This window comes from Ruegeria sp. C5, assembly GCF_056537605.1.
On record NZ_JBQFRX010000007.1, the window covers coordinates 39,313 to 51,318 of the forward strand.

General features: G+C 56.5%; 12 protein-coding genes and 1 tRNA gene. 4 read left to right on the forward strand and 9 right to left on the reverse strand.

Going from position 1 to position 12,006, the window contains the following annotated elements; genetic code table 11:
- Positions 1–40: 40 nt before the first annotated feature.
- The 8 genes from yihA to rpmH form a co-directional block, all read right to left on the reverse strand.
- Positions 41–694 (reverse strand): ribosome biogenesis GTP-binding protein YihA/YsxC, encoded by a 654-nt coding sequence (gene yihA / locus ACR0AW_RS18565; protein ID WP_170392875.1) that lies wholly within the window; start codon positions 692–694, stop codon positions 41–43.
- The gene (locus ACR0AW_RS18570) at positions 691–1,428 is read right to left on the reverse strand and encodes an MOSC domain-containing protein (RefSeq protein WP_170733981.1); all 738 of its coding nucleotides are present in this window, start codon (positions 1,426–1,428) and stop codon (positions 691–693) included. The genes yihA and ACR0AW_RS18570 overlap by 4 nt, the downstream gene beginning before the upstream one ends.
- Positions 1,425–3,248, reverse strand: a complete 1,824-nt coding sequence (gene yidC, locus ACR0AW_RS18575; RefSeq protein WP_170733982.1) for a membrane protein insertase YidC — start codon at positions 3,246–3,248, stop codon at positions 1,425–1,427. The genes ACR0AW_RS18570 and yidC overlap by 4 nt, the downstream gene beginning before the upstream one ends.
- A gap of 126 nt (positions 3,249–3,374) precedes the next feature.
- Complete coding sequence (locus ACR0AW_RS18580; RefSeq protein WP_170733983.1) at positions 3,375–4,916, reverse strand: GGDEF domain-containing phosphodiesterase; 1,542 nt, start codon at positions 4,914–4,916, stop codon at positions 3,375–3,377.
- A gap of 70 nt (positions 4,917–4,986) precedes the next feature.
- The gene (ttcA, locus tag ACR0AW_RS18585; protein ID WP_170733984.1) at positions 4,987–5,871 is read right to left on the reverse strand and encodes a tRNA 2-thiocytidine(32) synthetase TtcA; all 885 of its coding nucleotides are present in this window, start codon (positions 5,869–5,871) and stop codon (positions 4,987–4,989) included.
- 38 nt (positions 5,872–5,909) lie between these two features.
- A complete protein-coding gene (gene yidD / locus ACR0AW_RS18590; RefSeq protein ID WP_170392870.1) occupies positions 5,910–6,143 on the reverse strand; it encodes a membrane protein insertion efficiency factor YidD in 234 nt (77 codons plus the stop codon).
- Positions 6,140–6,565 carry a ribonuclease P protein component gene (gene rnpA, locus ACR0AW_RS18595; protein WP_170392869.1) on the reverse strand — a complete coding sequence of 142 codons (426 nt, stop codon included), beginning with the start codon at positions 6,563–6,565 and terminating at the stop codon, positions 6,140–6,142. Before rnpA ends, yidD begins: the two co-directional genes overlap by 4 nt.
- 26 nt (positions 6,566–6,591) lie before the next feature.
- Positions 6,592–6,726, reverse strand: coding sequence for a 50S ribosomal protein L34 (gene rpmH, locus ACR0AW_RS18600; RefSeq protein ID WP_005980833.1), 135 nt, complete (start codon positions 6,724–6,726; stop codon positions 6,592–6,594).
- 268 nt (positions 6,727–6,994) lie between these two features.
- On the opposite strand from rpmH, the gene ACR0AW_RS18605 reads away from it, so the two are divergent.
- From ACR0AW_RS18605 to ACR0AW_RS18620, 4 genes are all read left to right on the forward strand, one after another.
- Positions 6,995–7,753, forward strand: a complete 759-nt coding sequence (locus ACR0AW_RS18605; RefSeq protein ID WP_480444258.1) for a TVP38/TMEM64 family protein — start codon at positions 6,995–6,997, stop codon at positions 7,751–7,753.
- 3 nt (positions 7,754–7,756) lie between these two features.
- Positions 7,757–9,175, forward strand: coding sequence for an FAD-dependent oxidoreductase (locus tag ACR0AW_RS18610; RefSeq protein ID WP_170733985.1), 1,419 nt, complete (start codon positions 7,757–7,759; stop codon positions 9,173–9,175).
- Positions 9,176–9,193: 18 nt separating this feature from the next.
- Positions 9,194–10,576 (forward strand): sensor histidine kinase, encoded by a 1,383-nt coding sequence (locus tag ACR0AW_RS18615; protein WP_480439421.1) that lies wholly within the window; start codon positions 9,194–9,196, stop codon positions 10,574–10,576.
- A 64-nt stretch (positions 10,577–10,640) separates the two neighbouring features.
- Positions 10,641–10,717: transfer RNA gene (locus tag ACR0AW_RS18620), tRNA-Arg, on the forward strand.
- Positions 10,718–11,314: 597 nt separating this feature from the next.
- On the opposite strand, the gene ACR0AW_RS18625 is transcribed toward ACR0AW_RS18620, so the two are convergent.
- Positions 11,315–11,950: a TetR family transcriptional regulator C-terminal domain-containing protein gene (locus ACR0AW_RS18625; RefSeq protein WP_480684558.1), complete on the reverse strand. Its 636-nt coding sequence runs from the start codon at positions 11,948–11,950 to the stop codon at positions 11,315–11,317.
- Positions 11,951–12,006: the final 56 nt, after the last annotated feature.

A 12,006-nucleotide genomic window follows, 5' to 3' on the forward strand; every position in this document is an offset into this window, starting at 1 on the left:
CGGCTTCCTTAGCTCATGACTTGTATATTGCTGAACAGCGTCACTCCAGATGCGCAATGATCGAACGCAGGGTCGGAATGCCGTCGCCCTTCTCGGATGAGGTCAACACGATCTCCGGGAATGCCGCAGGATGTTTTGAAAGCGCGGCGCGTACCTGGTCCAGCACCTTTTCCCGGTCTTTTGCTTTGACCTTGTCGGCCTTTGTCAGAACGCATTGAAAGGTCACTGCGCTGGTATCCAGCAGCTTCATGATCTCGGCGTCCACAGGTTTCACCCCGTGGCGCGAGTCGATCAGGACGAAGGCACGGCGCAGGGTCTGACGTCCACTCAGATACTGTTTCAGCAGACGTTGCCATTTTTCCACGACCTTCACCGGCGCGTTCGCATAGCCGTACCCTGGCAGGTCGACCAAATAGAGTTCAGGCCCTTGCGTGAAAAAGTTGATCTCTTGTGTACGCCCCGGCGTGTTCGAGGCACGTGCTAACCCCTTGGTGCCCGTTAGCGCGTTGATCAAGCTGGATTTACCGACATTCGAACGCCCGGCGAAACATACCTCCAGCCGATCGGGGGCAGGCAGGCCATCCATGGCAACGACGCCTTTGACGAATTCGGATGGCCCGGCAAACAGCTTTCGACCGGTTTCCGTTGCGAATTCATCTGGAGTTTCAGCTAGTGGAAAGGGAAGTGTGGTCATAGAACCTGAACCTCGTCACCGGTGTGAATGGTGGCGCCTTCCAGAACTTCGGCATAAACGCCAAAATCCTGATGATCCCAGCTGCTCAGCGCACCCAGTGTGTCGGCATCCCGCTCACCCGTTTCAGGGTTGGCGGTTGTCGCCAAACACCGCGTGATGCGTTCGCGCACATGAAAAACGGCCTCGCCGATCCGGATGTCGCGGCCAATCCAGTCGAACTCATTCCACAGCGGCAGGCCATCGAACCAGATATTTCCGCGCCAGCGAGCGATAGAAAGATCCCTGCCTAGCTTCTGTTCGACCGCCCGATGCGACGACATGTTGCACAAACTGATCGAAGGAAAATCGCTGTCCGTCATGCCGCGATTAGCGGCGCGGACAATGCGGGCAGACGCAGCGCGATCTGCAGGCATCAGCGGTTTGACCCAGTCCAGAAAGGTATCCTGTTGCACGTCGGGCTCAAAGCTTAGATCGGGGCGATTGGGATGGCTCAGCGTGACCGAGTCGCCTTGCAGCTGCGCCGAGATTGCCATCAACTGAGGGGCCTTCGCGCCTCGGCTGAAATTGGCGCAGGGTGCCCATTCCGATCCATCCGCTTTCGACGCCTCATGTGCAACCGCCCAAACACGATCCCCGGGCATGGTATGCCCGGGGATCATGGTAATGCGATCAAGGCGTTCACGCCCGTGACTTTTGATCGGGTGCCGCCAAATGCTGGTGACCGAACCGCTCATTTGTCGTCCGTCTTTGGCGTTCGTTTGAAGCCTGATTTGATGTTGCCGAATACATCGGGCGTATAGCCCTGACTCCGCATGATCAGGTATTGCTGGGTAAATGTGATCGTGTTGTTCGCGATCCAGTAGACCACCAAACCGCTGGCAAATCCGCCCAGCATGAACATGAACACCCATGGCATCCAGGCAAAGATCATCGCCTGTGTTGCATCGGTCGGTGCCGGGTTCAGTTTCTGCTGCAGCCACATCGAGATACCCAGCAGCAGTGGCAGGATACCGATAAAGATCAGCGCCATGAAGCTTTCAGGCTGCGGTGCCGCCCAAGGCAGCCAGCCAAAGAAGTTGAAGATTGAGGTCGGATCCGGAGCGCTGAGGTCCTGGAACGGGCCAAACCATGGGGCTTGACGCAGTTCGATGGTGACAAAAATCACCTTGTACAGCGAGAAGAAGATGGGGATCTGCATCAGGATCGGCAAACAGCCTGCGGCCGGGTTAACCTTTTCCTTCTTGTACAGCTCCATCATGCCTTGCTGCATCTTCTGGCGGTCATCCCCTGCGGCCTCTTTCAAGGCCTCCATCTGGGGCTGCAGTTCCTTCATCTTGGCCATCGAAACGTAGGATTTGAACGCCAGCGGGAACAGGATCGCCTTGATGATCAGGGTCAGGCCGATGATCGACCAGCCCATGTTGCCGATCAGCAGATTGATGTTGTGCAGCAGCCAGAAGATCGGCTTGGTCAGGAAGAAGAACCAGCCCCAGTCGATGCTGTCGATGAATTTCTGTACGCCTTCTGCCTGGTATTCCCGAATGGCTTCCCATTCCTTGGCACCAGCGAACAGGCGTGTGGTCACTTCAGCAGTCTCACCCGGCGCTACGGTCAGCGTCGGCAGCACCGTTTCGGTTTGATAGATTTTGCGGCGCGAGTCATATTTTGCGGCTGCTTTGAAGGTCGAGCCCGGCTCTGGGATCAGCGTGGTCATCCAGTAGTGATCCGTGAAGCCGATCCAGCCGTCTTCCTTGACCTGATAGACCTCGGCCTGCGCCCGTTCGTTCGGGTCGATGTCAAAATCGCGGACATCACCATAGTCAACTTCTGACAGCGTGCCGTCCGCCATGCCGATCACACCCTCATGCAGGATGAAGAAGTTTTTCAGGCCCGGAAGGTCGCCATCTTCACCAATACCGTGGCGTGCAAGAATGCCATAGGGGGCCATGCCCACCTCGGATTGGGTCGCGTTTTCAACCGATTGGGTAACTGTGAACATGTAGTCCTGGTCGACCGCGATGGTGCGGCGGAAAGTCAGGCCATTGCCATTGTCCCAGGCCAGCGTGATGGGGTTGTCCACGCCAAGCGTCTCACCCTCTTCCAATGTCCAGAGCGTGTTGGGGCCCGGGACATCCGCACCTGCAACCCCTGAACCCGGTGCCCAGCCGTAAAGGGCATAATAAGCCGATTCCGAACCAACCGGAGACAGCAGCTCAACAATAGGCGCGCCTTCTTCGATCGAGACTTTGTAATCTTTCAGAAACAGCTCATCGATCCGCCCGCCGGACAGGGACAGGCTGCCTTTCAGACGGGGGGTGTCGATGTTGACGCGAGGGGCCTGTTCCTCTGGCAGTGTTTCCTCGGCGGTCGCTGTGGCTTCACCCACGGTGCTGGTCGCGCTGGGTGTTTGCACCTCGTCGCCTTCCAGAGCTGCAATTTCTGCAGCGTCCTGCGTCGTGGTTGATTCCGGCGGTGGGAACAGCACGAACCAGACAAGGATCACCAGAAAGCTGAGCGCGGTTGCAAGGATGAGATTTTTGTTCTGATCGTCCATCGGGGACAGCCACCTTGAGCAGTGAAACACACCCGGTGGGTTCAACAGAGTGCAGCCCCAAAGGTCAAGCGGAATCGCCCATCAAATCGCTCCGGCGCTGGATTTGGCGCACCGTAATTGCTGATTTCATCCCATTTTGCGACCGATCTTGGATGCACCCCTGATCTTGGCACGATGCGCCGCGATCCAATCCAGGGTCTGCTCAAATGGCATTGGCTTTGCAATTCCGAACCCCTGAACGTGGTTACTGCCCAATTGCGCCATCAACGCGTGTTCGCCGGGCGTTTCCACACCTTCAGCGAGCGTTTCGAGATTCAGGCGTTCAGCCATGGTCAGAATGGCGCTGACCAGTTGCTGCTGGCTGGGATCCTGATCCGATTTGGTGACAAACGTCCGATCAATCTTGATCCTCGAGACGTCAAACCGCTTGATAGAGGCGATTGAAGCATGTCCGGTGCCAAAGTCATCCAGGTCGATACAACATCCAAGCGCAGCCATGCCGGTTACATTCCGGGTGATCACGTCATCCGGCCTGCGAGAGAACACGGTTTCCAGAATCTCAACCGCCAGCCGATCCGGTGTCAAATCAAACTGATCCAACTCCCATTTCAGGCGGTCGATCAAGCCGGGATTGCGCAACTCATCGGATGAGAAATTGATACCGATCCGGGGCACAACGCATGCTGCACGATCCCAAGCTTGCATCGCTTCAAAAGCATGGTGACGCATGATTTGGCCTAGCCGCTCCATCAGTTCGGCTTGCTCGGCGAAGGGCAGGAATACCTGCGGGCTGAGAACACCTTTTATTGGATGCTCCCACCTTGCCAAAGCCTCGAACCCTGTGATGTTCCCATTATCCGTTGAAACCTGAGGCTGAAACCAGGGCCGAATCTCTCCATTGTCCAATGCCGCCTCGAACTCTTTTCTCAAATTGGCTCGGACCAGGGATCGCCGACGGGTCGCGGTTGAATAGGCGCGTATGGTCGAGGGACCGCTTCTTTGCGCGTCGGACAGTGCAGCGGTGGCGGCGCCAATCCACTCATCAGCCTCGGCCTGTCGCAGGTCTGAATGCAGGCAAAACCCGATCGAGCAGGATTGGTAAACTCCTGTGCCATTCAACAAAAGCGGCTCTTCGACTGCGCTTTGGATGCGGCCAGACATTTGAATGCAGGCTTCCAGATCAAGATGTGGGGAGGGATGCAGGCCAATGAGAAACCGGTTCTGATCGATCTGCGAAAAGATGTCCTGATTTCGGATGATCGACAGGATACGATCACTGAATTGCTGCTTTACATGAGTGGCGGCAGCCTGACCGTGCAGATCCTGAAGGTCGGCATAGCCGTCCAAAGCAATTGCAATACAGGCGGCATTCTCACCTGATTTGCTGACCGATTCACTCAACGCCTCCAACTCTGATTGAAAAACGTCATAGGGAACCAGGCCGCTGGGGCGCATACCTGAACTACGGGCTGTATAAGAACGGCTTCCCCAATTTCCGATGACGGCAAAAGCAAGGGGCAAACCCAAAGCCGTGGTAACAAGTGCACGTTCACCGCCCAACCAGAAGGCGGCTAAACACGCCGCGGGAATAAATGCCAGAACCTGCGGTCCGGTGAGAAGTATCCGCAGCGTTTCGGAACAACGGTCGACAAAGAGGAATTTCCGCATAGGTTTTACGGCCTTCAGCTTGGGCTAGGATCGCGCAAGCCAACCGTAGGAAATCAATCTGAGTCAGGCGTTAACGTAACTGGGGAATTTCGTCTGAATTTTCGTCTTTTTGAATCGGATCGATCGAAAGATTTGCGAAATCAAACAGTTTTGGGTCCAGAAGATGCGAAGGCCGCGCGTTGGTCAATGCCCGAAACATCACTTGCCGCCGACCGGGGCTGTTCTTTTCCCACTGATCGAGGATCTGCTTGACCTGCTGACGCTGCAGCCCGTCCTGACTGCCACACAGATCGCAGGGTATGATGGGATAGTTCATCGCCTTGGCGAATTTCTCGCAATCCGCCTCGGCCACATGGGCCAGCGGGCGATAGACGAACAGATCACCTTCTTCATTCACCAGTTTTGGTGGCATGGTTGCAAGACGACCGCCATGGAACAGGTTCATGAAAAAGGTTTCAAGGATGTCATCGCGGTGATGGCCAAGCACAACTGCGGAACAGCCTTCCTCGCGCGCGATACGATAGAGGTTGCCACGACGCAGGCGTGAACACAGCGCACAATAGGTGCGGCCCTGCGGAACTTTGTTCATCACAACGGAATAGGTGTCCTGATACTCAATCCGATGTGGCACCCCCATACGGTCTAGGAATTCTGGCAGGACTGTTGCCGGGAACCCCGGTTGCCCCTGATCCAGATTGCAGGCCAGAAGATCCACGGGCAGCAGACCGCGCCATTTCAGTTCGTAGAGCACCGCCAGAAGGGTATAGCTGTCCTTGCCGCCCGATAGGCAGACCAACCAGCGGGGTGTTTTACCTTCGGCGGTGCGGTCCACCATGCCGTACTGCTCAATGGCCTCGCGCGTCTGGCGCACGATGCGCTTGCGCAGCTTCTTGAACTCGGTGGTTGAAGGCGCACCGGTAAAAAGCGGATGGATATCGTCGGCTTCATCAAACATGGGCGGGGCCTATCGCAGTTGGGTGAACCGGGCAAGGGTCAGGGTCGTTCGTCGTCGGGCACAGGGTCATAGCCATCGCCACCCCACGGATGGCAGCGCCCGATCCGGCGCGCTGCCAGCCATGCGCCCTTGATGGCGCCGTGTTTTTCAAGCGCTTCCAGTGCATAGGCGGAACAAGTCGGCTGATAGCGGCAGTTGAATCCGACCCAGGGGCTGAAGATCAACCGGTAGGCCCGGACGGGCAGGGCGAGGAGATGGGCAAATATGTTCACTTGCCACCCCCATGAATTTTGCGCAGGGCATAGCGCAGATCGTCTTTCAGCGCATCAAAGGGCCGTGCAGCGGTAACCTCGGCGCGGCCGATCAACACGTAGTCCCAGCCCGCATGCCCATGAATAGGTAATACGGCTCGCGCGGCTTCACGCAGGCGGCGTTTGGCGCGGTTGCGGGCGACGGCATTGCCGACCTTCTTTGAGCAGGTGAACCCGATGCGAATGCCCGCAGCCTCATCAGCGCCACGTTTACGCGCCTGCACCATCATCGATGCAGTGCCTTGCCGTTTGGCCCGCGCGGCTTTCAGAAAGTCCGAGCGATTCTGCAGTACGGTCAATGATTCAGATGCGCAAACGGACGCCGCCGGGGGCATCACCCTCGGCTGGTTGTTACCATCCTCAGGGGCCTCCGGCGGCGTCATGTTCATAACCTGAAAGGTCGAGCGGCTTATGCGCTCAGCGACTTGCGGCCGCGTGCGCGACGTGCGTTCAGGATTTTGCGGCCGGCTTTGGTAGCCATGCGCGCGCGGAAACCGTGGCGGCGTTTGCGAACCAGGTTCGAAGGCTGATAGGTGCGTTTCATCGCTCCGTCTCCAATCTATAGCGGTGGGTGCGGCGCGGATTCGCCTGGCCCTAGTGTTCGAAGCCCGTCCTCTACTGGGTAGCGGGGGGTAAGTCAAACCCCTAGGTGGGGGTTTTGGTGCGTTTTGCAACAAATCTGTAATCTGCCCGGGCAAAAGATTTCAAAAACCGGGTTCAGAGCGCGTATCCCTCACATTAAGTGCCATAAACATCAAGGCCCCGTGAGGCCTCTGTTGCAGCGCGCGCGGGCGGCGCATGTTGTGGGCAAGATGAATGAACAAGAACCTGCTACCCAGATGAACGAAACCACCAAGATCCCGCGCAAAGGGCTGGCACGTCATATCCCTTTGGCGGTGATTCTCGCCGTTGCCGCCGTGGGGTTCTTTGCGCTGGGCGACTATCTGACCTTTGAAACCCTGCGCGACAATCGCGAGGCTTTGCTGGCCTGGCGCGATTCAAACTACTGGGCGATGGCTGCGGCTTTCGTGGGGATTTACATCATTATTGTTGCCTTCTCGTTACCCGGTGCTGCGGTTGCTTCGATGACCGGTGGGTTCCTGTTCGGGTTGCTTGCAGGAACGGTTTTTAATGTTTTTGCCGCAACCATAGGCGCTTCGACGATCTTTCTAGCCGCACGCTGGGGTTTGGGTGAATCTCTGACCGCCAAGCTTGAAGCCTCGGAAGGGACGGTCAAGAAACTGAAGGACGGGCTACGTGAGAATGAAATCTCGGTTTTGTTCCTGCTGCGTCTTGTACCTGTGGTGCCCTTCTTCGTTGCCAATCTGGTGCCCGCATTGGTTGGGGTAAAGTTCCGAAACTTCCTGATTACGACGGCGCTGGGCATCATCCCTGGTGGGATTGTCTATACCTGGATCGGTGTTGGGCTGGGTGGTGTTTTTGATCGCGGCGAAACCCCGGATGTCTCGCTGTTATGGGAACCCTTCGTGATCGGGCCAATTATTGGCTTGTGCGCGCTGGCAGCGCTGCCGATTGTCATCAAATCCCTCCGTGGTCGAAAGGGCTCCTGATCCATGCAAGAGTTGAAAACCGATATCCTGGTGATCGGGGCCGGGTCAGGCGGGTTGTCTGTAGCCGCCGGGGCCAGCCAGATGGGTGCGGATGTCATCCTGCTGGAAGGCCACAAGATGGGTGGGGATTGCCTGAACTTCGGCTGTGTCCCATCCAAAGCTCTGATCGCCAGCGGCAAGGCTGCATATGCTCAGGCCCACGCGTCGGCTTTTGGTGTCGCGGATGTGACGCCACGGGTGGATTATGCAGCCGCCAAAGAACACGTGCAAAACGTCATCGCTCAAATCGAACCCATGGACAGTCAGGAGCGTTTTGAGGGCTTTGGCGTCAAGGTAATCCGGGAGTACGGTCGTTTCATCTCACCCACGCAGGTACAGGCCGGAGATCATCTGATCACCGCCCGACGCGTCGTGGTGGCCACCGGTTCATCGCCCTTGGTACCGCCACTGCCCGGGTTGGATCAGGTGCCGTATTACACCAACGAGACAATATTCGACCTGCGCGACAAGCCCGAACACCTTTTGATCATCGGCGGAGGTCCTATCGGCATGGAAATGGCGCAGGCGCATATCCGGCTGGGCTGCAAAGTGACCGTGATCGAGGGCCTTAGTGCGCTGGGCAAAGACGACCCTGAAGCTGCAGCCGTCGTGCAGTACAGCCTTCGGACTGAAGGTGTCGAAATCCATGAAAACGCCATGGTGTCCCAGATCCGAGAAAATGCAGGCACCATTGAGGTGGTCACTGAGAATGATGAGGTCTACGCGGGCTCTCATCTGTTGCTGGCCGTCGGACGCAAGGCCAATATCGACCGTCTGAACCTCGACGCTGCCGGGATCGACAGCACGCGGGCAGGCATCAAGGTGGACGACTCTTTACGCACGAGCAATCGCAAGGTCTATGCCATTGGTGATGTTGCAGGTGGGCTGCAATTTACCCATGTCGCCGGATATCATGCGGGGATCATAATCCGCTCTGCCTTATTTGGGCTTCCGTCGAAAGCGAAGACCGCTCATATCCCATGGGCCACCTATACAGATCCCGAACTGGCACAGGTCGGCCTGACCGAGGCACAAGTCCGTGAACAGCATGGCGACGCGGTGGAGGTTGCCCGGTTCGACTATCACCACAATGACCGCGCAGTTTCCGAGCGCAAGACCAAGGGGTTCATCAAGGTGATGGTCGTAAAGGGCCGACCAGTGGGCGCGACAATCGTCGGATATCAGGCCGGAGAATTGATCAACTTGTGGTCGCTGGCGCTGGCCAATAATCTCAAGATGGGTCAGATCGCAGCGATGGTTTCGCCTTACCCAACGGTCGGAGAGCTTAACAAACGTGTGGCAGGGGCCTATTTCTCTCCAAGGCTGTTTGAGAATCAAATGGTTAAAAGAGTGGTCAGGTTCGTCCAGCGCTGGATTCCCTGACCCAAGGAGGAGCGCAAAGTGAACTCGCTGTCGGGCCGATTTCTGATCCTGACGACGGTCTTCGTCATGTTGGCCGAAGTACTGATCTTTGTGCCCTCGATCGCGCGCTTCCGAGAAGATTTTCTGCTGAACCGGCTGGAACGCGCCCAGATCGCCTCGCTTGCTTTGTTGGCCGACGATATGCTGGCTGATGAGCTTGAAGCGGAACTGCTGTCAAATGCGGGGGTCTATAACGTCGTATTGCGCCGCGACGAGGTGCGTCAGCTCATGCTGTCTTCACCGATCCCGACCCAGATCACCAAAACCTTTGATTTGCGTAATGCCAGCGCTTGGGTGCTGATCCGTGATGCGGTCTCGAGGCTGTTTACCCCCGAAAACGAGGTCATTCGTGTGATTGGCGCGCCGGTCAAAGACGCAGGATTGTTGATCGAGGTGACAATGGACAGTGAGCCCTTGCGCATGGCCATGACGGATTATGGGCTCCGCATCCTTGGGCTGTCCTTTGTGATCTCAATCATAACGGCCTCGTTCCTGTTTCTGGCTGTGCGCGTAGTACTGGTGCGTCCGATCAAAAGCGTTGTTGGCTACATGCAGCGCTATGCCAGCGCACCTGAGGATGCGCGCGGCATCATCTCCCCCAATTCAAAGGTGACCGAACTGCGCGAGGCCGAAGAGGCCCTGCAGATGCTTCAAACCGATCTGACCCAGGCCCTGAAACAACGTGAACGTCTGGCCCAGTTGGGCGGGGCGGTGGCCAAGGTCAGCCACGATCTGCGCAACATTCTGACGTCTGCTCAGCTGTTTACCGATCGAATTGAAGCAAGCAATGACCCCCTGGTGGCGCGAATGGCACCCAAACTTGTCAATTCGATCACGCGGGCGGTTTCTTTGTGCGAAAGCACCTTGGCGTTCGGACGCGCCGAAGAACCAGCCCCAACCCTGACCATGGTGCGCTTGCGGGACGTTACCGCAGATGTTGTCGCCAGCGAACAACTCGCCATTGCCGATGCCTGCGTTGAGATTGTGAACGACGTACCCGAAGATCTTGTTATCCGTGCCGACCCGGAACAGATTTTCAGGGTTGTCATGAATCTTGTGCGCAATGCCCGGCAAGCACTTCTGGTCTCGGGTAAGGCGGGGCGCGTAACGGTGTCTGCATCTGAGCTTGAAACCGACTGGTGCATCGAAATCAGCGATACGGGTCCAGGCCTGCCCCCTAAGGCCCGAGAGAATCTGTTTACACCATTTCAGGGTGGTGTTCGCAAAGGCGGCTCGGGACTTGGGCTTGCGATTTCGCAAGAATTGGTGCGGGGTCACGGCGGAGACCTGTTTCTGAAAGACACAGGGCCTGATGGAACCACCTTTGAAATAAGGCTTCCACGCGGCGATATGACTTTTTGAAGTTTTTTTGAAGAATCGACTTGCGCGCCCTCGGCCTCAGGTCTAAACACCGCCTCACCAACGCGGACCGATAGCTCAGCTGGATAGAGTACTTGACTACGAATCAAGGGGTCGGGGGTTCGAATCCTCCTCGGTCCGCCACTTAAACCCTTGTCAGGCGACACATAGTTCTGCCACCAGCGACAGAACCTTGCCATTTTCGCCTCACTTCCTTCATCCAGCACCTAGACCGATTTCAATGATCCTGACTTCGCTTTTGGGAAAATCAGGGCTGATTTGCAGATCAGACGCCGAAGGCGCGTGTTCCTGCTGATCTGCCACGTGGCGAACGCGGATGGGGGCGAGGCAATGCTATTCGACAATAGTGGTGCGGCCCGCAGGCGTAGCCGAGGACACGGTGTTGTCTAATAGGGTTGCCCGAGGGGGAAGGCAGCGTCTTACCTCTGATGGCAGGGGGCGTTTGGCTTGTCCAAATCCCGCGGCCCCCAAAAAAAGCACGGCGGTGTAGGCCTCGCCGGTACTTATTGTGCCAGAACGCGTTGTTATTCTAATGAATCGGGCGGAAAGCGGTCTTTCGCTGCACGTGCAATGGAAACCTTTCTTCAGGGGAAAGCGGATGTTGGATTTCGTCCAATGCACGGGGTGTTGCATTTAGACGCCAGGGAATTCGCCAATACCAGCAGTCGGCTTTCCAAGAACATGCTGTTTTTCTGTCTCAAATCTGAGCGTCCCGAAATCTCACAATTTGAATTTTCCGGGGAAAAGTCCGCACAAGAAACGTCTGATAAGATCAACAGAGCGTCGTCGTGAAAAACCCTGCATATCTGTTAGGTAATTGACCCACATACCTTCCAGCAAAGCCAGCGTTCCGGCGGTGGCATCGTCCACCAAGTTTGGGTCACGCTCGTTTTTTTGAGCTATCTCCTTAAACGCAAGCCGCAAGGTCTCGACAAGTTTTTGATCTTGGGTGCTGCTGTAGCGGGCAATACCTGGGTGTGAGCTCGCGATGCCGCGGAATGCATGCCAGATTTTCGTACTTCTTGGATTGAGCAGAGCTTCTGATAGGTCCGCCTCGATCACGGCCATCACACGGTCTTCGGGCGATGCATCCGAACCCAGGTCGGTCAATTTATCCATTTCGGCATAATATTGAGCACTGAAATGCTGGGCTGCTGCCGTCAGCAAATTGTCCTTCCCGCCGAAATGCAAATGGATCATTCCGCGCGATAAACCAGAACGCTCGCAGATGCGGCTGACCGTCGTATCGGTGACTCCAATATCCGCGATAGAGTCCAGAGTCGCCTTGATCAGAAGTTGCTTATTGGCATCCGGAGCACGTTTCGAGCCACGTTTTCTTCCTCTGACGTTTTCCACTTTATTCAATAATTCCATCCTCTTGATGGTATCCCTCAAGTCTATCTCACAGGAAG